15 protein-coding genes (1 of these 15 only partly in view) are annotated in these 21,284 nt (G+C 74.0%); 7 read left to right on the forward strand and 8 right to left on the reverse strand.

Features of this window, described 5'->3' with window-relative positions:
* Positions 1–912, forward strand: the 3' portion of a protein-coding gene (locus tag B7C62_03395; GenBank protein ARF71405.1) for a phosphoenolpyruvate--protein phosphotransferase. 759 nt of this gene lie to the left of the window's left edge; the window shows 912 of its 1,671 coding nt (coding positions 760–1,671); the start codon falls outside the window, past its left edge; the stop codon is at positions 910–912.
* Positions 913–989: 77 nt separating this feature from the next.
* Here the strand turns inward: B7C62_03395 and B7C62_03400 are convergent, their stop codons facing one another.
* Together B7C62_03400 and B7C62_03405 are read right to left on the reverse strand one after the other, a co-directional pair.
* The gene (locus tag B7C62_03400) at positions 990–1,925 is read right to left on the reverse strand and encodes a hypothetical protein (protein ID ARF71406.1); all 936 of its coding nucleotides are present in this window, start codon (positions 1,923–1,925) and stop codon (positions 990–992) included.
* Between the two features lie 80 nt (positions 1,926–2,005).
* Complete coding sequence (locus tag B7C62_03405; protein ARF71407.1) at positions 2,006–3,985, reverse strand: acetoacetate--CoA ligase; 1,980 nt, start codon at positions 3,983–3,985, stop codon at positions 2,006–2,008.
* Positions 3,986–4,236: 251 nt separating this feature from the next.
* Here B7C62_03405 and B7C62_03410 point away from each other — a divergent pair, with 251 nt between their 5' ends.
* Entirely contained in the window at positions 4,237–6,606 is a 2,370-nt protein-coding gene (locus B7C62_03410; protein ARF71408.1) for a glycosyl hydrolase, read from the forward strand.
* A 51-nt stretch (positions 6,607–6,657) separates the two neighbouring features.
* On the opposite strand, the gene B7C62_03415 is transcribed toward B7C62_03410, so the two are convergent.
* Positions 6,658–7,224, reverse strand: coding sequence for an NUDIX hydrolase (locus B7C62_03415; protein ID ARF71409.1), 567 nt, complete (start codon positions 7,222–7,224; stop codon positions 6,658–6,660).
* 158 nt (positions 7,225–7,382) lie between these two features.
* Here B7C62_03415 and B7C62_03420 point away from each other — a divergent pair, with 158 nt between their 5' ends.
* The 4 genes from B7C62_03420 (at position 7,383) to B7C62_03435 (ending at position 10,469) form a co-directional block, all read left to right on the forward strand.
* A complete protein-coding gene (locus tag B7C62_03420) occupies positions 7,383–8,198 on the forward strand; it encodes a D-alanyl-D-alanine dipeptidase (protein ID ARF76967.1) in 816 nt (271 codons plus the stop codon).
* A gap of 129 nt (positions 8,199–8,327) precedes the next feature.
* The gene (locus B7C62_03425) at positions 8,328–8,675 is read left to right on the forward strand and encodes a hypothetical protein (protein ID ARF71410.1); all 348 of its coding nucleotides are present in this window, start codon (positions 8,328–8,330) and stop codon (positions 8,673–8,675) included.
* Between the two features lie 124 nt (positions 8,676–8,799).
* Positions 8,800–9,282, forward strand: a complete 483-nt coding sequence (locus B7C62_03430) for a benzoylsuccinyl-CoA thiolase (GenBank protein ID ARF76968.1) — start codon at positions 8,800–8,802, stop codon at positions 9,280–9,282.
* Entirely contained in the window at positions 9,279–10,469 is a 1,191-nt protein-coding gene (locus B7C62_03435; GenBank protein ARF71411.1) for a lipid-transfer protein, read from the forward strand. The genes B7C62_03430 and B7C62_03435 overlap by 4 nt, the downstream gene beginning before the upstream one ends.
* A gap of 141 nt (positions 10,470–10,610) precedes the next feature.
* On the opposite strand, the gene B7C62_03440 is transcribed toward B7C62_03435, so the two are convergent.
* From B7C62_03440 to B7C62_03455, 4 genes are read right to left on the reverse strand one after another with little or no spacing between them, the layout of a single operon-like run.
* The gene (locus B7C62_03440; protein ARF71412.1) at positions 10,611–11,219 is read right to left on the reverse strand and encodes an ATP-binding protein; all 609 of its coding nucleotides are present in this window, start codon (positions 11,217–11,219) and stop codon (positions 10,611–10,613) included.
* A complete protein-coding gene (locus B7C62_03445) occupies positions 11,200–11,637 on the reverse strand; it encodes a hypothetical protein (GenBank protein ARF71413.1) in 438 nt (145 codons plus the stop codon). Before B7C62_03445 ends, B7C62_03440 begins: the two co-directional genes overlap by 20 nt.
* Positions 11,638–11,646: 9 nt before the next feature.
* Positions 11,647–12,090: a dynein regulation protein LC7 gene (locus tag B7C62_03450; protein ID ARF71414.1), complete on the reverse strand. Its 444-nt coding sequence runs from the start codon at positions 12,088–12,090 to the stop codon at positions 11,647–11,649.
* Positions 12,087–15,362: a histidine kinase gene (locus B7C62_03455; GenBank protein ARF71415.1), complete on the reverse strand. Its 3,276-nt coding sequence runs from the start codon at positions 15,360–15,362 to the stop codon at positions 12,087–12,089. The genes B7C62_03450 and B7C62_03455 overlap by 4 nt, the downstream gene beginning before the upstream one ends.
* Before the next feature lie 633 nt (positions 15,363–15,995).
* On the opposite strand from B7C62_03455, the gene B7C62_03460 reads away from it, so the two are divergent.
* On the forward strand, positions 15,996–16,349 hold the full coding sequence (locus B7C62_03460; GenBank protein ID ARF71416.1) for a hypothetical protein: 354 nt from the start codon (positions 15,996–15,998) through the stop codon (positions 16,347–16,349).
* Between the two features lie 94 nt (positions 16,350–16,443).
* Here the strand turns inward: B7C62_03460 and B7C62_03465 are convergent, their stop codons facing one another.
* Positions 16,444–21,261 carry a hypothetical protein gene (locus tag B7C62_03465; GenBank protein ID ARF71417.1) on the reverse strand — a complete coding sequence of 1,606 codons (4,818 nt, stop codon included), beginning with the start codon at positions 21,259–21,261 and terminating at the stop codon, positions 16,444–16,446.
* Positions 21,262–21,284: the final 23 nt, after the last annotated feature.

A 21,284-nucleotide genomic window follows, 5' to 3' on the forward strand; every position in this document is an offset into this window, starting at 1 on the left:
GCCACCTCCGACGGGCACAAGGTGCCGCTGCTCGCCAATGTCGGCGGTCCGGGCGATGTGCCCGCCGCTGTCGAGGCGGGGGCCGAGGGTGTGGGGCTGTTCCGCACCGAGTTCCTCTTCCTGGACGACAGCAAGCAGGCTCCTTCCGAGGAGAAGCAGGTCGCGGCCTACCGGGCGGTGCTGGAGGCGTTCCCCGAGGGGCGTGTCGTCGTACGCGTACTGGATGCCGGGGCCGACAAGCCGCTGGACTTCCTGACGCCGGCCGACGAGCCGAACCCGGCGCTGGGTGTGCGCGGGCTGCGGAGCCTGCTGGATCACCCCGAGGTGCTGCGTACCCAGCTGACCGCGCTGGCGAAGGCCGCCGAGGGGCTGCCGGTCTACCTGGAGGTCATGGCCCCCATGGTGGCCGACCGCACCGACGCCAAGGCGTTCGCGGACGCGTGCCGCGAGGCCGGGCTGCGGGCGAAGTTCGGCGCGATGGTGGAGATTCCGTCCGCCGCTCTGCGGGCGCGGTCGATCCTCCAGGAGGTCGAGTTCCTGTCGCTGGGCACCAATGACCTGGCGCAGTACACCTTCGCCGCCGACCGTCAGGTGGGCGCGGTGTCGCGGCTCCAGGACCCGTGGCAGCCGGCGCTGCTGGACCTGGTGGCGCTGTCCGCCGAGGCCGCCCGTGCCGAGGGCAAAAGCTGTGGTGTCTGCGGGGAGGCCGCGTCCGATCCGCTGCTGGCCTGTGTGCTGACGGGGCTGGGGGTCACCTCGCTCTCGATGGGTGCCGCGTCCATTCCTTATGTGCGCGCCACGCTGGCCAAGTACACGCTGGCGCAGTGCGAGCGTGCGGCGAACGCCGCCCGTTCGGCCGACTCCGCCGACGAGGCCCGCAAGGCCGCTCAGGCTGTGCTGTCCGGCGAGTAGGCACGCCGCGGGTGGTGTGTGTTGCAGGAGGGGCTTTCCGCCTGGGGGCGGGGAGCCCCTCCTGTTGTGTGTCGGCGTCAGTGGTGCGGTTCCGCGGGGTCGGCTCCGATGTCGAAGCCCGCGCAGTACTCCACGCCGGATTCCGGGGAGACGGGCTCTCCGGTCTCGGCGTCGGTGCAGTAGGCGTTGAAGACCTCGCCCGCGGTGAGCGGGGCGAGGGCGCCGTGGGCCAGGCGCCAGCCGTGGACGCGGTCCGGGGTGTCGGGGGCGCTGGTGCGGAGCACCACTCCCCCGGGTTTCTCCAGGGCGATGGCCACCGCGAGCACGGTGGCGAACTCCGCTCCTTCCGAGGTGTCCAGGCGGGCCGGGCCCGTGGGGTCGCGGTGGGTGTGGAGCACCGCCAGGAGCTGGTCGTTCTCCGTGGGGGTGGAGCAGACCAGGTGGTGGGTGCCCGGTCCGGCCCGCTCCAGCAGCCGGGTCAGGAGGTGGGAGGCCCGGTCGAAGGCCGCGCGTCCGATGTCCTGGCCGCAGTCCGCGCAGGCTCCGAGGTCGGTGAGGACGAGGGTGGCGTACTCCCAGGTGGCACGGCGGACCGCGCGGGAGACCAGGAGGGGGATGAGGTCGGTCAGGCGTTGGCCGGTGTAGGCGACCGTGGCTCCGGCGGCGGCGATCTCGGCGGTGAAGCGGCTGCGGCTGGCGCCGGTGTCCGCGTCGAGTCCGGACTCCGCGCAGAACTCGGCGTAGTCCTCGGGGTCGAAGAGGGCGATCGTGGTGTGCACGCCCTGGGCCGTCAGCGTCTTGAGCAGGCGCTCGACCTGGTGGAGGTAAGCGGCGTGGTCGTCGAAGGGGAAAGTGCGGTAGCGCCGCATGGCCGCGAAGTCCTGCTCGTCGACCAGGAGGCCGACGGTGCTGGGGGCTTCGCGGCGCAGGATGCGTCGCAGGGTGGTGCCGGGTGCCGTGCGGTGTTTCGAGCTGTGCTCGGTGGTGCGCTTGGTGTTGTTCGTCTGCGCCATGTGTCGTGTCCCCCTGTGCACGGTGAATCCTTGCTCACTCAGCGTAATCAGGGGGACTGACAACCGGTCCGGGACGGCTTCTAGCGGCGGCGGCTCGCGGCCAGTTCGGCGTAGAAGTGGAGCAGGTCGAGGTTGTCGACCGAGCCCGGGTTGACCGCCTTGGCCAGCTCGGTGCCCTGGAGCAGGCGTTTGACCGGGACCTCGATGCGCTTGCCGGTGAGGGTGTGCGGGATGGCGGGGACCTCGATGACCTCGTCCGGGACGTGGCGCGGGGAGAGGTTCTCGCGGATGGTCGCCTTGATCGCGGCGCGCAGATCGTCGTCGAGGGTGGCGCCTTCGGCGAGGTGGACGAAGAGCGGCATCCAGTAGCCGCCGTCGGGTTCCTCGATCCCGATGACGAGGGACTCGCGGATCTCGGGGAGCCGTTCGACGGCCTCGTAGATGTCGGCGGAGCCCATGCGGACGCCCTGGCGGTTGAGGGTGGAGTCGGAGCGGCCGTGGATGATCACCGAGCCGTGGTCGGTGAGGGTGATCCAGTCGCCGTGGCGCCAGACGCCGGGGTACATGTCGAAGTAGCTGTCGTGGTACCGGCTGCCGTCGGGGTCGTTCCAGAAGCGGATCGGCATGGAGGGGAGCGGGTTGGTGACGACGAGTTCGCCGACCTCGTCGGTGAGGGGTTTGCCCGCCGGGTCCCAGGACTGGAGGTCGGTGCCGAGGCAGGGGGCCTGGAGTTCGCCGATGTGGACGGGGAGCGTGGGGACGGCTCCGGCGAAGCAGGAGCAGACGTCGGTGCCGCCGCTGACCGAGGCGATCCAGAGGTCGTCGGCGACCTCGTCGTGGAGCCAGCGGAAGCCGTCGGGCGGGAGCGGGGAGCCGGTGGTGGCGACGCACTGGACGCGGGAGAGGTCGAAGTCGCGGCCGGGGTGGATGTCGGCCTTGCGGCAGGCCATGACGTACGCGGCGGAGGTGCCGTAGAGGGTGGCGCCGGTCTGTTCGGCGATCCGCCACTGGGCGCTGACGTCGGGGTAGCCGGGGCTGCCGTCGTACAGGACGACGGTGGTGCCGGTGAGGAGGCCGGAGACGAGGAAGTTCCACATCATCCAGCCGGTGGAGGTGTACCAGAAGAAGCGGTCCTCGGGGCCGAGGTCGCAGTGCAGGCCGAGCTGCTTGAAGTGTTCGAGCAGGATGCCGCCCTGGGACTGGACGATGGCCTTGGGCAGGCCGGTGGTGCCGGAGGAGTAGAGGACCCAGAGCGGGTGGTCGAAGGGGACCTGCTCGAAGACGGGCTCGGTGTCGGCGGAGGTGAGGGCGGCCCAGGCGAGGGCGCCTTCGGGGGCGTCGGTGCCGAGCAGCGGGATGTGGACGACGGCGCGGAGGGTGGGCAGTTCGCGGCGGAGTTCGGCGACGGTCTCCGTACGGTCGTGCTCCTTGCCGCCGTAGCGGTAGCCGTCGACGGTGAAGAGGACGACGGGTTCGATCTGCTGGAACCGGTCGAGGACGCTGCGGGCGCCGAAGTCGGGGGCGCAGGAGGTCCAGACGCCGCCGACAGCCGCGGTGGCGAGGAAGGCGACGACGGCCTGCGGGATGTTGGGGAGGTAGCCGCTGACGCGGTCGCCGGGGGTGACGCCGAGGGCGCGGAGTTCGGCGGCCAGTGCGCCGACCTGGCGGCGGAGGTCGGACCAGCTGATGGGGACCTGGGTGTGGGTCTCGTCGACGTACAGGAGGGCGGGGGTGTCGGCGCGGGCCGGGTCCTCGGAGGTGCGCAGGGCGTGTTCGGCGTAGTTGAGGGTGGCGCCGGGGAACCAGGTGGCGCCGGGCATGGTGCGGTCGCCGAGGACGCTCTCGTACGGGGTGGAGAAGCGGATGTCGAACCAGTCGGCGACGGCCTGCCAGAAGGTGTCGAGCTCGTCGACGGACCAGCGGTGCAGGGCCGCGTACCCGCCCTCGGCCGGGGCTCCGTAGCGGCTCGCGGCCCAGCTCTGGAAGCGGGTGACGGCCGCGGCGGCGATGCGTTCGGGGCCGGGCTGCCAGAGAGGGGCGTCGGGCGTGGCTGCGGTCATGGGGCGGCTCCCTGGCTGGACGACGGGTACGCGGGTGGCGTGTCGGCGCGCACGGCTGGGGTGTGCGCGTGGGCGGCTGACACGGACGATGCCATGTGATCGTCTTCGGCACCAGGGTGGGTCGACGTGATGCGGGGCTCGGTGGGGGTGGGTGCCGGGCCGTCGGTGGGCCGGGCGGTTGCGCGGCGGAGCGGGTGAACGGGAGTTGAACGGGAGGTTCTGCGGTCCGGGCGGGTGGCATGGTGTGCGCCATGGACGGTCGTGACCTGGTGCGTCGGGTGAAGCTGGTCGGTTCGGTACGGGGGCTGCGCACGGTGCGTGCTGCCTGGCGGCGCCGGTCGGCGGACGCGCGTGCGCTGCCCGCGCGCGGTGCCGAGCGGGCCCGGGTGCCCGGTGCTCTGGTGGGGGCGGAGCCGGGTCCGGGCGGGGGTGTGGTGCGGTTCGCCCGTTCGGAGCTGCGGATCAGGGTGGCGGTGGGCGGTGCGGTGTTCTGGGCGTGGGACGGGGCCGGTCCGCTGCCGTCGTACGCACCGGCGGGCGAGGTGCCCGCGGCCGATCCGCGGGCGGTGCTGGAGCCGGGTCAGGACGGTGGCTGGCAGGTGGTGTCCGAGCGGCTGACGGTGCTGGTGTCGCGTTCCGGTGCGGTGGAGCTGCGGACGCCGGGCGGGGTGCTGCTGCGGCGGGAGCTGCCGCCGCGCTGGTGGGAGCCGGTGGGCGGGGGTTCGGTGCGGTGGGTGCAGCGGTCGGAGGTGCCTGCGGACGCGCGGTTCTTCGGGCTGGGCGGGCGGGCGTCGGGGCCCCGGCTGCGGGACGGGGCGTACGGGCTGTGGAACACCGATCCGGGCGGGCGGTTCGGTCCGGGGGACGATCCGCTGTATCTGACGATGCCGGTGCAGGTGGTGGTCTCGGACGCGGGTACGCATCTGGCGTTCCACGACAACACCTGGGCGGGCCGGGTGGTGGTGCGCGAGGGCGAGGAGGGCGCGGGGTCCGGGCACGACCGGCCGGGCACGTGCGAGGTGCGGATGGAGGGCGGTCCGCTGCGCTGCTGGGTGGTGGCGGGGACACCGGCCCGGGTGCTCCAGGGGTGGACGGCGCTGACGGGTGCGCCGGCGGTGCCGCCGTCGTGGGCGCTGGGGCCGCAGCACGCCCGGTGGGGGTTCGGCAGCGAGCGGGAGGTGCGGCGGGTGGTGGCCGGGTACCGGGAGCGGGGGCTGCCGCTGTCCGTGCTGCATCTGGACATCGACCACTACGACGGGCACCGGGTGTTCACGGTCGACCGGGAGCGGTTCCCCGATCTGCCCGGGCTGGCGAAGGAGTTGCGGGCGGAGGGCGTGCGGCTGGTGTCGATCGTCGATCCGGCGGTGAAGGCGGCGCCGGGCGACGCGGTGTTCGACGCGGGGCTGGCGGTCGGGGAGCGGGGGGCGTACGTCCGGGACGCGCGGGGGCGGGTGGTGGTGGGCGAGGTGTGGCCCGGGGCCTGCGTCTATCCGGATTTCACCGATCCGCTTGTGCGGGAATGGTGGGGATCTCTGTACGGGGAGCGGCTTGCGCAGGGCTTCTCGGGGGTCTGGCACGACATGAACGAGCCGGTGTCGTTCGCGGCTTTCGGGGACCCGTCGCTCCCCCGTTCCGCCCGGCACGTCCTGGAGGGCCACGGCGGGGACCACCGGGAGGCGCACAACGTGTACGGGCTGGCGATGGCGCGCGCCGGGTACGAGGGGCTGCTCCGGCTGCGCCCGGAGGAGCGGCCGTTCCTGTTCTCGCGGTCGGGGTGGGTGGGGATGCAGCGGTACGGGGGCACCTGGTCCGGTGATGTGTCGTCCGGGTGGCCGGGGCTGCGGGCCTCGCTCTCGCTGGTGCTGGGCCTCGGGCTGTGCGGGGTGCCGTACTCGGGGCCGGATGTGGGCGGGTTCGACGGGTTCCCGTCGCCGGAGCTGTATCTGCGGTGGTTCCAGCTGGGCGCGTACCTGCCGTTGTTCCGGACCCATGCGGCGATCGACGCGGGGCGCCGGGAGCCGTGGGAGTTCGGGCCCGAGGTGCTGGAGCACGCGCGGGCGGCGCTGGTGGAGCGGGAGCGGCTGCACCCGTACTTCGTGACGCTGTCGCAGGTGGCGCGGCTGACGGGGGCGCCCTATGTGCGGCCGGTGTGGTGGGGGGCGCCGGGCGACCGGGGGCTGCGGGGGTGCGAGGACGCGTTCCTGCTGGGCGACGCGCTGCTGGTGGCGCCGGTGCTGGAGGCGGGTGCGGACCGGCGGGTGGTGCGGCTGCCCCGGGGGCGCTGGTACGACACGGTGACCGGGCGGGCGTACGAGGGGCCGGGGCCGGTGGTGGTCGAGGCGCCGCTCTCGCGGATTCCGGTGCTGGCGCGGGCGGGGGCGGTGATTCCGGTGCGGGACGCGGACGGGGAGCTGGAGCTGGAGGTGTGGGCCCCGGCGCCGGGGCGTACCGGGGGCGGGCTGGTGGTCCGGGACCCGGGTGACGGGTGGGCGGAGGCCGAGGTCGAGCGGTATGTGGCGCGGTGGGAGGGGGACCGTGTGGTGGTGGAGCGGGACGGCGGTGGGGAGGGGGTGGAGGCGGTGGGGCTTCCGGTGCGGGTGCGGGGGGTGGTGGAGGGGTGAGCGGGCCCCTTGAGGGGTCCTCTGCCGGGCGGAGCCCGTACACCGGGGGTCTCAGCCGTAGCGGCCCGCGAACCAGGCGTTCACGGCCTCGGTGTGGAGCGGGAACGTCAGCGGGCGCGGGGCGTGGAGGATCTCGTACCCCGAGGTCTCGTGGGTGGGGGTGGAGGGCGGCAGGGCCGACAGGGGCCGTTGCGGGAGGAGGCCGAAGAGCAGGAGGTGGCCCGCGGTGTCGCTGAGGGCGTCGGCCAGGCGGACGTCCTGTTCGGCGGCCTCGATCCCGGTCTCCTCGCGCAGTTCCCGGACGACCGCGTGGCGCCAGTCCTCGGCGTGGTCGATGAAGCCGCCGGGCAGCGCGGTGCCGCCCTTCCCCGGTTCGATGGTGCGGGTGATCACGACGAGGCCGGTCGGGCCGGGGCCGGTCACGGGGAGCAGGGCCACGGCGACCGGGAGCGGGTTGCGGTAGGCGGTGGCACCGCAGCGGGCGCAGGTGCGGGGCCAGGTGCCGGGGGCCGGGAGGGCCGTGTACGGGGCTCCGCAGGTGGAGCAGTGGGAGTCCCTGACGTACGGGGAGGGCTGCCGACCGGCCGTCGGGGCGGGGCTGTTGGTGGGCTCGGGCACGGGCGGACTGTATCCGATGGTGCTCTTGTGCGTGTTGCGAAGCCGGTGATCGTGCTCTCGTGTGTGCCGTGAAGCGGCGATCGTGCTCTCTCGCGCCTGCCGCGAAGCCGGTGGTCGTCCTCTCGCCCGTGCCGTGAAGCCGGTGGACGATGTGGGCCATGACAGGAATGCGTACCGCCCTCCGTGCCCTGGCCACCGCTGCCGCCGCCGCTGCCCTGCTCGCCGGTGCGGTCGTCTCCCCGGCGCCGGCCCGGGCGCGCCCCGAACCCACGGCTCCCCGGGAGTTCGTGGCGCTGCGTTCGGTCGATCCGACGATCATCCAGGAGATGCGTTACACCACCGCGCACACCTTCCTCGGCGAGCGGGTCGACGGCTACCGGCAGCCGGTCTGCATCCTGACCCGGCCCGCCGCCCGTGCGCTGCACCTCGCGCAGAAGCGGCTGCTGCGCCAGGGGTATTCGCTGAAGGTGTACGACTGTTACCGGCCGCAGCGGGCGGTGGACCACTTCGTGCGGTGGGCGGAGGATCTCGAAGAACAGTCGATGAAGGGGGAGTTCTATCCGCTGGTCGGCAAGCACCGGCTTTTCGAGGACGGTTACATCGCGGAGAGGTCCGGGCACAGCAGGGGCAGCACGGTGGACCTGACGCTGGTCCGGCTTCCGGCGCTGCCGACCAGGCCGTACCGTCCGGGTGAGAGGCTGACGCCCTGCTTCGCGCCCCGGGGCGAGCGGTTTCCCGACAACTCGGTGGACATGGGCACCGGTTACGACTGTTTCGACACCCTCTCGCACACGGACGACCCCCGGATTCAGGGGACCCAGCGCGCCAACCGGCAGTTCCTGAAGCGGACGTTGGCCGAGGTGGGGTTCGTGAATCTGCCGGAGGAGTGGTGGCACTTCACCCATAGGCCCGAGCTGTTCCCGGACACCTATTTCGACTTTCCGGTGGCTCTCGGGTCGGTCGCCGGGCACTGAGCGGGGCGGGTGCCGGAGGGAGGTGAACGGGCGGACCGGGACCACCCCCGTGGGCTCCGGCCGCCCGTTCTTCCCTTCGGACGCGCAAGGACCGTTTTCGGTTGCGGTCCGGGCGGCTACGGTGCCCGTATGTCACAGCAGACGTTCGATTCGTACGAGGAATTCTGGCCGTACTACGTCGCGATGCACTCCCGCGCCGCCACCCGCTGGGTCCATCTGACCGGCACACTGACCGGTCTCACCGTCGCCGCCTACGGGCTGGCCCGGGGCCGGAAGCGGTATCTGGCGGCCCTGCCGCTGATCGGGTACGGCACGGCCTGGCCCGCGCACTTCCTGATCGAGAAGAACAACCCCGCCACCTTCGGGCATCCGGCGTGGTCGCTGCGCGGGGATGCGCGGATGATCCGAATGATGCTCGCGGGACGGGACGCGGAGCTGGCGGAGACCGCGGCGAAGTGGCGGGCCGAGCACGGCTGAGCCGCGTACAGAGCAGGGCTCCGGGCCGCGCCTCTCGTCGGGGGCGGCCTCCCGTGGCACACTTCTGACGTTCCGTCAGAAGTGATGCCGGGGAGGGGTTTTGTCGCGTACACGCATACCGGTGGTGGCCGGTTGGTTCACCGGGGACGGCCCCGGGGAGGAGTTCCGGCTGCTGGGCACCCGCTGCTCCGGGTGCCGGACCGTGCACTTCCCCCGGGAGGACGGCCACTGCCGCAATCCGGGCTGTCCCGGCGGCGAGTTGGAGGAGGTGCCGCTGTCCCGGCGGGGCACGGTGTGGTCCTGCACCGACGGGCGCTACCGGCCCCCTCCCCCGTACGTCAGCGATCCCGGGGCGCCCTGGGTGCCGTACACCCTGGTCGCCGTGGAGCTGGCGGCCGAGCGCATGGTGGTGCTGGGGCAGGCCGCGCCCGGGGTGGGCGTGGCCGATCTGCCCGTCGGGTCGGCGGTGGAGGTGGTGCCGGGCGTCCTGGACGAGGACGCGGGGGCCAACACCGTACATACGACCTGGAATTGGCGGCCCGTGGCGGCGGAGGCCGGACCGGAGGAGCCGGGAACCGTACCGGCGGCGGAGGGGGCGGTGTCGTGACCGGTGATGTGGCCGTTCTCGGGGCCGGGATGCATCCGTGGGGCAAGTGGGGGCGCGGCTTCGTCGCGTACGGGCGGGTCGCCGCGCGCGCCGCCCTCGCCGACGCGGGGATCGGCTGGCCCGAGGTGGGGTCGGTGGTCGGCGCGCAGACGGTCCGGGGCGGCTATCCGGGGTATGTGGCCGGGGCGACGTTCGCGCGGGCGCTGGGGTGGCAGGGGGCGCGGGTGACCTCCGTGTACGCCGCGTGCGCGTCGGGGGCCCAGGCGATCGATACCGCGCGGGCCCAGATCCTGGCGGGGATGGCGGACGTGGTGCTGGTGGTGGGGGCCGACGCGGCGCCCAAGGGGTTCTTCGCCCCGGCGGGCGGGGAGCGGCCGGATGATCCGGACTGGCTGCGCTTCCGGGTGCTCGGGGCGACGAACCCGGCGTACTTCGGGCTGTACGCGCGCCGCCGGATGGCCCTGTACGGGGATACGCCCGAGGACTTCGCGCTGGTCAAGGTGAAGAACGCGGCGGCGGGCGCGCTCAACGCGTACGCCCGCTACCGGAAGCCGGTGACGGCCGAGGAGGTCGCCGCCTCCGCGATGGTCGCCGATCCGCTGCGGCTGCTGGACATCTGCGCCACCTCCGACGGGGCGGCGGCGCTGGTGCTGTGCGGCATGGAGTTCGCGCGGCGGCGCGGGGTGGCCGATCCGGTGCGTATCCGGGCCGTTTCCACGGTGACGCCGACCTTCCCCCGGACCGTGCTCGATCTGCCGGACATCGGCACCGACTCGGCGGTGGCCGTGGAGCCGTCGCCGGAGAGCTTCCGGGCGTCGCTCGCGCGGGCCGCGTACGAGGAGGCGGGGGCCGGGCCGGAGGATCTGTCGCTGGCGGAGGTCTACGACCTGTCCACGGCACTGGAGTTGGAGTGGTACGAGGACATCGGCTTGTGCGGTCCCGGCGAGGGGGCCGGGCTCGTGCGCGCGGGCACCACCGCGCTGGGCGGCCGGATTCCCGTCAACGCGAGCGGGGGGCTGGCCTCGTTCGGCGAGGCGGTGCCCGCGCAGGCGATCGCCCAGGTCTGCGAGCTGACGCAGCAGTTGCGCGGCCGGGCCGGGGACCGGCAGGTGCCGGGGGCCAGGGTGGGCATCACGGCCAACCAGGGTCTCTTCGGGCACGGTTCGGCGGTGATCGCCGTCCGCTAGAACAGGTGCGGCAGAACGGGTCGGGTGCGCCCATGACTTGACGAGCCGTCACGGCCGCAGAACACTCACAGCCCGGTCCGCCGGACGACGTGCGGCCCGTACCCCTGTCGGCGGGGGTACGGGCCGCACGCGTAAACCCGTTCAGGTGGCGACGGGCTGGCGGTCCCGGGCCGCGCGCTCCAGGGCGTGTTCGACCACCGCGACCAGAACGTCACGCACCGAGGAGCGGTCCCGCGCGTCGCACAGCAGCACCGGGACCTCGGGGTCGAGATCGAGTGCGGCCCGTACCGTTTCGGCGGGGAACCGGCCCGCCCCCTCGAAGCAGTTGACGGCCACGGTGAACGGGATGCGCCGGCGCTCGAAGTAGTCCACCGCGGCGAAGCAGTCCTCCAGGCGCCGGGTGTCGGCGAGGACGACCGCGCCCAGGGCGCCCTGGGCCAGCTCGTCCCAGAGGAACCAGAAGCGGTCCTGGCCCGGCGTGCCGAAGAGGTAGAGGACGAGGTCCTCCCGGAGCGTGATCCGGCCGAAGTCCATGGCGACCGTGGTGGTGGTCTTCCCCTCGACCCCCTCCAGATCGTCCACCGGGCGGCCCGCCTCGCTGAGGCGTTCCTCCGTGCGCAGCGGTCTGATCTCGCTGACCGCGCCGACCGCGGTCGTCTTGCCGACGCCGAACCCTCCCGCCACCAGGATCTTCAGAGTGACGGGCTCGACGGGCCGCTGGGAGCGGCGGCTAGAGCGCCCGAAGGCCATTGATTACCTCGCGAAGAATGTTCACGTCCGGCAGCTCGGCCGGTGGAACGGGACGGGTGACGTGCACCAGCTCGTCCTCGACGAGATCGCCGACCAGGACCCGTACCACCCCTACCGGGAGGTCGAGTCCGGCGGCGAGCTCGGCGATCGACTGGGGCGTGTCGCTGCAGAGTTCGACGATCTGTACGTGTTCGGGCGCGAGCGTCTGGTCCCGGCCGGGGTCCTCGGCGGCCGGTTCGGGCACGACGAGGGCGATCAGGTCGAGCCGGTGCCGGGAGGCGCTGCTGGTACGCCCCCGGGTCATGGCGTACGGGCGGACCACCGGCCCCGCCTCCGCGTCGTACCAACGCGAGGACTGGGGGTCGGCGGCCCCGTCCGGAGAGGCGGGGTCCATGCCCCGGGGGGAGTCAGCGCTCATTCCCGCCCCTCACCCTCCGGCGGGCAGACCGGTCGTCCGCGGGGCGTTGGCCAGATGAGCCCCCACGCGCTTGACCATGAGCGTCATCTCGTACGCCACCTGGCCCACGTCGGAGTCGGCATCGGCCAGGACGGCGAGACAGCTGCCGTCCCCCGCCGCGGTGACGAAGAGGAACGCCTCGTCGAGTTCGACGATGGTCTGGCGTACCTGCCCCGCGTCGAAGTGGCGTCCCACGCCCTTGGCGAGGCTGTGGAACCCGGAGGCGACGGCGGCCAGATGCTCGCTGTCCTCCCGGGTCAGGTCCTGCGAGGTGCCGGTGGCGAGCCCGTCGCTGGAGAGCACCAGCGCCTTGCGGATGCTGGCGACGCGCTGGACGAGTTCGTCGAGCAGCCAGTTCAGTTCGCCCGAGCCGTGGCGTGCGGGGTTGGGTGCTGCGGCGTTCGGTGCGGTCATCGACCGTCCCCTCCCGGAGTGGTTCCTGGTGCTGTTCCCTCGGAGCCGGCCGTGTCGTCGGTGTTCTCGGCGTGTTCGGCGTTCTGCCGACGACCGCGCTGCCAGCCGCGTTGGAGTGAGGCCATACGGTTGCGTACTTCGTCCGCGTCACGCTCGACGTCGTCGGCCGTGTCCACGGGCGCCCGGTGCGGAGTCCGGTCTGCGGAGTCCTCACGGAGCTGGGGGGCGAGGCTGGCCTGCCGGACCCGCCGGGGCAGGCCGCCCACGGTGTCGGGGGCGGCCGGGCCGTCCGGCGCGGGGGTGGTGCCGCGCCGGGCCTCGGGGATGCGGGGTGGTTCGGGGGTGCGCGGGGGTTCTGTGGTGTCGTGCGAGGGCTTCGTGGTGCCGTGCGGGGGTTCCGTACTGCCACGCGGGGCTTCCGTACTGCCACGCGGGGCTTCCGTGCTGCCGTTCCGTGGTTCCGTGCTGCCGAGTGGCGTGGGGGTGCGGAGTGCGGCGCGGGCGGCCCAGGGGGTGGTGGGGGTGATCTGTGATGCGCCCGGGGACCGTGGTGCGTCGGGGGTGTGCGTTACGTGGGTGGCGCGGGATGCGTCCGGGGCTCCGGCGCCCCGGGGCGATCGCGGGGGTTCCTTGTGCGCGACCGGGCCGGTCGGGGTGCGGGGAGCGGTCGCGGACCGGTCGGCCGCCCCCGGGTCCTGGTCGTCCACGCGGCGGCCCCGGTCGGTGACCAGGGTCGGCGGGGTGCGGCGCGGCAGCGGGACCGGTCCGGCGGGGCGCATCGGACGGACGGCGGCCGTGGGGCCGTCGCCGTGGTCGCGGGCCTGCTGGTGCTGTTCGCGGCCTGCGGCGCGGCGCGCGTTCCCGGCGTCACCGCGGCGCAGCTTGACGGCGTCCTCGCTGCGGAGGCCCCGGGCGTCGTCGCGGCGCGCACCCAGGTCGTCGTCCCGGCGGGCGCTCAGGTCGTCGTCGCGGCGCGCGCCCAGGGCGTCGTCGTGGTCGTCGTCGCGGCGCAGGTCACGGGCGCGGAAGATGCCGCCGCGTTCGCTCTCGGTGTCCTCCAGGTCGGAGACTCCGTCGAGCACGGGCCCCAGGGCCGGGTCCAGTGCCGGGTCCGGGGTGCGGTCCAGCGGGTCGTCCACGAGGTCCAGCGGGCCGACCGGGGCCTCCAGCTCGACCGGGCCGTCGAGGACGGCCGGTCCGGTGAGCCCGGTGGGGACCGGGGAGAGGACGGTGGAGCGGCCACCGGCCCTGCGGTCGCCGCCCTCGGCCGCGGAGTCCCGGCCGCCCCCGGTGCCCGGCGCGTCGCCGTTGGTACGGCCGCTGCCGATCGCCCGCTCCGCACGGCGGTCGAGGCGGAATCCGGTGCCGTGGGTGTCGGGGGCCTCGGTGAGGAGGGCGGCCGGGATGAACACGACCGCCGTCGTGCCTCCGTACGGCGATTTCTGGAGGGAGACCCGGACGTTCTGCCGCTGGGCGAGGCGGCTGACCACGAAGAGGCCGAGGCGGTCGGTGTCGGAGAGCTCGAAGTCGGGGGTCTCGGCGAGCCTCAGGTTGGCGTCGAGCAGGACCTCGGGGGGCATGCCGAGGCCCCGGTCGTGGATTTCGAGGGTGAAGCCGTTGGAGACGCGTTCGCCGTGCACCTGGACCGCCGTGTGCGGGGGCGAGAAGACGGTGGCGTTCTCCAGGAGTTCGGCGATGAGGTGGGTGAGGTCGGCGACGGCGGGGCCGCCCACCCCGATCCGGGGCAGCCGCCGGACCTCGATGCGTTCGTAGTCCTCGACCTCGGCGACGGCCGCCCGCACCACGTCCATGAGCTGGATGGGCTTGCGCCACTGGCGGGAGGGGGCGGCGCCGGAGAGGATCACGAGCCCCTCGGCGTGGCGGCGCATACGGGTGGTGAGGTGGTCCAGGCGGAACAGGTCGGCGAGCTCGTCACTGTTCTCGGTGCGGCGCTCCATGGTGTCGAGCAGGGTCAGCTGGCGGTGCAGGAGGACCTGGTTGCGGCGGGCGAGGTTGACGAAGACCTCGGAGACGCCGCGCCGCATGTCCGCCTGCTTGACCGCGGCCTCGACGGCGGCCCGCTGGAGGGTGTTGAGCGCCTGGCCGACCTGGCCGATCTCGTCGCGCTCGTAGGTGAGGTGCGGGGCCTCGGTCTCGACGTCGACCTGTTCGCCCGCGGCCAGTCGGCGCATCACGCTCGGCAGCCGGACGCCGGAGACCTCGTGGGCGTCCTTGCGGAGCCGGGAGAGGTCACGGACGAGTTCGCGGCCGATCCGTACGGAGACGAAGATCGAGACGACCAGGGCCAGGAAGCCGAGGACTCCGGCGGCACCGGCCTGCGCGAGGACCCGGTACCCGACCGGTTCGGCGCGGTCCTGGAAGCGGTCGCGCATCTCCGTGGATTCGTGTGCCAGCCGGTCGAGGACGGGCAGGGCCGCCTCCTGCCACCGCTCGGTGTCGACGGCGCCCGGGCGCTCGGTGGGCCCGGCGGCGATCAGGGTGTCCTCGGCGGTGCGCAGCGGTTCGGCGTCCGGGCTGCTCCAGAACTGCTCGACGCGTCGGCGTTCGGTGGCGGGGAGGTTCTCGAGGCTGACCTCGTAGAGCAGTTCGCGCTGGGCCACCAGGCCGGATATCTGACGGAGTTCGGCGGTGGTGAAGCGGCCCGCGATGAGCCCCGAAGCGACCAGCGCGTCCTCGCGGGAGAGCATCTCCCGGGCGCGGGACACCCCGGCCAGGGCCCGCATCTGCCGGTCCACCGACCCGTTCCCGGTCGTGTGGAGACCGTTGAGGAAGCGGTACGCGGGGTCGACGAGGCCGTTGTAGAAGTCCAGGGCCTTCGCCCGGCCGATGGTGCGCCTCTCGACCGATTCGCGCAGGGAGCCCAGGCCGTCGACGGCGCTCAGGATCGCGTCGAGACGGGTGCGGGCCTCGGGGGTCAGCTCCTCGCGGACGTCGTTCCGCCGGGCGCTGTCCCTGACCTCGGCCACCACCCGGTCGGTGTCGGCGCGCTGGCGCAGCAGGACGGGCAGGGCGTCGGAGGCGCGGGGGTCCGCCAGATAGACCAGGGTCTGCCGACGTTCCGCCTGGACGGCCCGGACGGTCTCCTCCAGCGGTCCGCCGACCTTCTCCACGATGCTGCCGGCGGTCATCAGTTCGCTCGCCTGACGGCCGGTGACATAGGTGGCGAGGACCCACAGGCCCGTGAGGGAGACGAGCGGCACCAGCAGCAACGCCACGATCTTCCTGCGGATGGACTTCCCGCGAAAGCGCATGGCCTCCCCCAGATCGGCCCCGCACCGCGGGGGTGGTCTTCTCCCGGTCGTCCCTCGACCCTGCCCCGACATTCGCCGTGCGTACACCGGCGCGCATCGGACGAACGCGGGCGAGGGTCCGTCCTGCGTCAATAAACGGCGCGAGCCTACTACTGACACAGAGACAACTCGAAGACACGTCCGGATGATTTTCAGCCGTCCGGCCAGGCGTTGATCATGAATTGTCCCGGTATTCCCGGAGATGAAATTCGCGAAAGCGACACAGGATCACCGCCGACCCACCGCGTACAGGCCCACATCAGTTGGCTGGAATTCTTCGTTCCGTGACTTTCGGGGCTCTGTGGTGGCTTTCAGGGGGAATCTTCGGAGCGGGTGGTTCGTCCATATGTACGGGGTAGACGCACGGCGGGGGCGTGCGCGGCGGTACGGAGTCCAACCGCCCGCGTAGAACCGGCGCGAGCCGGGCAGCCACCCTGAAGTCGGACAGCGGTGGGGAGTTGAAGGACCTTGAGCACGCAGGAACGCGGAAGCGCCGGAGCACCGGTGGGCACCGCGAGGACGGACACCGTGGACGGGGCGAGGATTCCGCGACAGCGGCAGTTGTGGGTGGAGGAGCCGGCGAAGAGACGGCGGATGCCGGATGCGGTGCGGACGGCCGCCGTGCGGGCCGTCCTCATCATGTCGCTGACGATCATCCAGGCGGTGGTCGCTTTCCTCTGCACACTGGCCGGTTCCTGGCTGGCCTTCCCGATGGTGCTCAGCAGTGTGGCCAGCACGGTGGTCGCCACCTGGGCGGTGCTGGACGTCTGGGTCACCCGGCAGGTGTGGAACCAGCGCCATGGCGTGGTGTCCGAGCCGAGCAGCACCGCCCGGCAGATGCGCCGGGAGCGGCGCCGGGCCCAGCGGGCGGCGCGAGCCGCCGAACGGAGCGATGCGGGCGGCGGCATACGCGACCGCCGGAGCACCGGCGATCTCTCCCGGGCGTAAGGGACTCCCGGCGCTGAGACTCTCCCGGGCGTAAGGGTCCCCCGGGCGTGAGTCCGCCCGGGGGCCCGTCACGCCTCCGGCTGCGATTCGGCGGTCATGCCTCCGGCTGCGGTCCGCTCGGCTGCGGCCCGCTCCGCTTGAACATGCGGGTCGCCGTGATCTCGCCGTGGACCGTCTCGCCCTCCGGGTCCTGCTGGGGCAGCCCGGGGCGCAGGTGCTCCTCCACGCTGATGTACTTCAGCCCCGCCCTCAGGTCGGCGTCGTTGCGCAACCGGATGACCAGGGGGAATTCGGCGAGCGCGGTCGTGTCGAAGAGGCCGGTCGTATAGAGCAGCTGGACGCCCAGCGCATCGGAGACCGCTCGCTGGAGCTCCAGCAGATACGTGGCGTTGGCCCGGCCGATCGGGTTGTCCAGGAACAGGGTGCCCGCGTGGCGGTGGCGGTCGCGGCCCCGGTCGTTGCTGCGCAGTGCCGCCATCGTGCAGTAGAGGGCGATGGCGGCGGTGAGCAGCTGGCCGCCGGAGAAGACGTCCCCCATCTGCCCGACCGGGACCCGCTCGGCGCGCAGCACCGCGTCCGGCTTGAGGATCTCCACGGCGATGCCCTTGGGCCGCAGCGCCGCCTCGACGCCCCGCAGCAGCAGGGACATGCCGTCCCGGCGGAGGTCGGAGTTCTTCTTGAGGGCGGCGTGCGTCGCCTCGTCGATGACCTCGCCGAGGCGTTCGGTGAGGGTGGCCTGGTCCGGCTCCTCGAAGCGAATCCGGAGGAACTCCTGCCCCGACCACTCCCCCAGCCCCTCGGGGAGCTGGGAGAGCCGCTGGGCGGAGCGGAGCGTGGCGAGGGCCGACTCGACCAGGCCGCGCAGCCGGTCGACGATGGAGTCGCGGTTGCGCTCCAGCTGGACCAGCTCGTCGGTCAGGACACGGAGCCGGGGGGCGAAGGCGTCGGCCCACTTCTGGGCGTGCTCCGGGAGCGCGGACGCGGGCAGTTCGCGGATCTGCTGGCGGGCCGGGGTGCGGACCTGCTCGTAGCGGGTGGAGTTGGCGTGCCGGACGAGGATGTCGCTCGCCTCCCGCACGGCGCTCTCGGCGGCGGAGAGGTCGGTGGTGCAGCCGCGCAGGGAGCGGCGGGCCTCGGCGGCGGAGTGCCGGGCCTCCTCCAGGGTGCCGGGATACGGCTCGGGGGTCTCGGTGACCTCCTCCGTACCGTGGTCGCGGAGCAGGTCGCGCAGGAGGGCGGCGGTCTCGTCGAAGCCGCCCGCGGAGTCCTCGGCGGTGCGGTGGGCGTGGAGCAGCTCGCTGTGGGCGGCGCGGGCGGTGTCCAGGGCGGCGGTGGCGGAGGCCAGTTCGCCGGTGGCCGTACGCAGGAAGGTCTGGGCCTGTTCGGCGTCGGCCGGGACCAGCTCGTCGGGCAGCTCGGTGTGGTGGGGCCGCTCGTCGTCGGGGGCGAGCCGCTCGGCCTCGCCGCGGAACCGGCCCAGCTGCTCGCTGGCGGTGGAGGCGCGCGTCTCCAGGAGCTGTACGTGGGACTCGGCGCGGGCGGCCGCCGCCTGGCGGGAGGGGCCGTCGGCCCCGTCGGTGCCTTCGAGGAGCTGGGCGGCGCGGGTGCGGACCTTGTTGGTGAGGCGGTCCAGCTCGGCGAGGGCGGCGCTCTCGTCGCTCTCGGCGCGGGCCTGTTCGGCGCGCAGGTCGGCGCCGACGCCGACCTTCTCGTACAGCTGGGAGGCAGCGCGGTATGCCTCGCGGAGGGTGGGCAGCGCGGTGCGGGGTTTGGTCGCGTCGGGCTCCGGGAGGGTCTCCGGGGCGCCGGCGATCTCGGCGCGTTCGGCGCGCAGGGCGCGGGCAGTGCGGCGGGCGTCGTCGCCTGCGCGCTGGGCGGCCCTGCGGTCCTCGTCTGCGGAGCGGGCGAGGTCGAGGCAGACGGCGGCGCGGGCCTCGGACTCGGCGGCCTCGTCGGCCAGTTCGCGCAGCCGGACCTGCCAGCGGGCCCGCTCCCGCAGCCGGTGGGCGAGCCCGGCCAGCGCGTCCGCGACCCGGCGGGCGCGCTGGGCGGCCTCCTGGCGTTCGTCGCGGACCCGGGCGGTGTCGGCGGCGGCCTCGTCGGCCTCGGCGCGGGCGGTACGGGCCTCGGCGAGGACGGCTTCGGCGCTTTCGGCCGCCGTACGGGCGGTGGCGGCGGCCTCCGCCAGCTCGGCGAGCATGCCGGGCGGGCAGTCGGCGCGCCAGGAGCCGATGCGGGCGGCGAGGGCGCGGTCCCCGGAGAGCCGGGCGGCGAGGGCGCGGATGTCCTCGTCGCGGGCGGCGGCGCGGGAGCGCAGGGCGTGGCGCTCCTCGTCGGCGGCGTGTTCGTCGTGCATGGCCGGGTTCGGCGGGACGAGGAAGACGCCGTCGTGCTGGGCGTCGGACCCGGTGGCCGGGTCCGGGACGGGGGCGAGGAGGGCGGCGGCGGTGCCGACGGCGACGGCCGAGCGGGGCAGCAGGGCGGCGCTGCCGAGGACTTCGCGGGCGCGGGTGTGGGCGTCGGGGTCGGTGATGACGACGCCGTCGACGAGCTCGGGGCGGGCGGCGAGGACGGCGGCGTGGTCGGCCGGGTCGACGGCCTGGGCGAGGTAGCGCCAGCCGGGCAGGGCGGGGATGCCGTGCTCGCCCAGGTATTCCACGGTGGCGAGGACGTCGGGGCCGGGCGGCAGCAGTCCGCCCTCACCGAGGGCGCCGAGGATGCGGGCGTCGTCGGCGGCGGCGGTGCGCAGGTCGAAGAGGCGGCGCTCGGCGGCGGTGACGGACTGGTCGAGCAGCTCGCGCAGCTCGTCGGCGCTGCGGTCGAACTCCTGGGCGGTGAGGGGCTGGTGGGCGGGGGCGGGCTGGTCGGCGAGGGCGAGGGCGCTGTCCGGTGCGGTCTCGGTGGCGGTGGTGCCTGTGCCGTCGCCCGGGTGGCCGGGGCCCGTGCCGGTCGTGCCGTCGTTCCGGGGGCCGGTCGCGGTGCCGTCGGCGGTGCGCGCGGCGGCCCCCCGGTCCGGTCCCGGTGTCTCCTCGGCCGCTCCCCGGCGGGGGTGCGGGACGCCCGTGCCGGAGGGAAGGCCGAGCAGGTCGGCGAGGCGGGGGTCGGCGGCGATGGACTCGGCGGCCCTGAGCTCGTCCTCGTAACTCTGCTCCGCCGCCTTGGCCGCGTCGGCGGCGCGGGCGGCGGCCAGTTCGGCGCGGCTCTCGGTGGCCGCGGCCTCGCGGGCGTGGTCGGCGGCGGTGCGGGCGGCCTCGCGGGCGGTGTCCCAGGCGGCGACAGCGGACTGTTCGGCGTCGCTGGCGGCGAGGGCGGCGCGGGCCGGGTCGGCGTCGGGCGCGGTGTTGTCGAGCCAGCCCGCCCGGACGGCCTCGCCGGTCTCCTGCTCGACCTCGGCGAGGCGCTGGCGCAGGTGTCCGGCCTCGCTGCGGGCGCGCTGGGCCTCGGTGGCGGCGGTGGTGGCGTCGCGGTGGGCGCGCTCGCCGGTGGCCTGGAGGGTCTCGGCGCGCTCCTCCTGCTCGTTGGCGACGCGCTCACCGTCCTCGGCGGCGAGGTGCAGGGCCCGTACGAGATCGGCGGCGGCGGCGGCGCGCGCGGCGAGGGCGGGGGCGGCGTCGCGCTCGGCCTCGCGGATGGCGGCGGCGACCCTGGCGGAGCGGTCGGCGGCGGCGCGGTGGCGCAGGACGGCTTCGGCGGCCTGCCAGGCGGCGTGCAGGGTGCGGGCCTCGGCCAGCTCCTTGCGTCCGGCGGCGGCGCTCTTCTCGGCCCCGGCCAGGGCCAGGGAGGCGTGCCGGTAGGCGAGTTCGGCGGCGATGAGGGAGCGGTGGCCCCGGGTGGACTCGGCCTCGGTGACGGTGTGGGCGGCGGCGGTGACGCGCTCGGCCAGCTCGGCGGTGCGGCCGCGCTCCTCGGCGGCGCGGGCGGAGAGGCGGCGGGCCAGGGTGCGGGTGCGGCGCTCGGCGGCGGCGTGGATGTCACGGCTGCGGGCGCGGGCCCCGGTCGCTTCGACGATGCGGCCGAGCAGGTCGACGGAGCCCGCGGTGAAGTCGCGTTCGGCGGTCAGCTCGGCCCGGCGGCCCAGCTTGTTGCCGAAGCCGCTGACCAGGTCGGCGAGGCCGTCGGTGTCGCGGGTGTCGGTGACGGCGCGGAGCAGCAGGTCGGTGAAGTCGGAGTCCTTCTTGACCGCGAAGAGTCCGGCGGCCTCGCCCTCGTCGGCGTTCATCTCGCGCTGGTAGCGGAAGAGTTCGGGGTCGAGTCCGAGGTCGCCGAGGTGTTCGTTCCAGCGGTCGTGGATCTCTTCCCAGTGCACGTCGAGGTGCTGGTAGAACTTGCCCGCGTCCACCAGGGCGTCGCGGAACCCCTTCATGGTGCGGCGCCTGCCCCGGGCCCCGGAGACCCCTTCGGCGGGGCGGCCGACGGCGGTGGCCTCCGCGACGGGCAGGCTGTCCAGGCTGAGCCCGGGGCCGGGCCGGAAGGAGTACCACGCCTCCGCGAACTTCCGCGGGTCGTTGGAGACCTGCCGCCCCCGCCACTCGCTGACCTTGCCCACGACGACGCACTCGCCGGTGAGCGTGTGCTGCCACTCCAGGGCGACATGGCCGCAGTCGTCGGCGAGCAGGAACTTGCGGAGCACACCGGAGCTGGCGCCGCCGAGGGTGTTGCGGTGGCCGGGGAGCATCACCGAGAAGATCAGCTTGAGCAGGACGGACTTACCGCCGCCGTTCTCCAGGAAGAGCACACCCGCCGGGGCGGGGCGGCGCGGCGGGCCGACCGGCTCGTCCTCGAAGAACTCCGCCTGGGCGGGCGCGGGGCTGGGGACGGGTTCGCCGACGCCGCGCAGGTCGAGGACGGTGTCGGCGTAGCGCGCACCGGCAGGCCCGATGGAGTAGAGGCGGACCCGGGACAACTCGTACATGGCGGCGGACTCTCGTCGTTCGG

It is taken from the genome of Kitasatospora albolonga (assembly GCA_002082585.1).
GTDB classification, from domain to species: domain Bacteria; phylum Actinomycetota; class Actinomycetes; order Streptomycetales; family Streptomycetaceae; genus Streptomyces; species Streptomyces stephensoniae.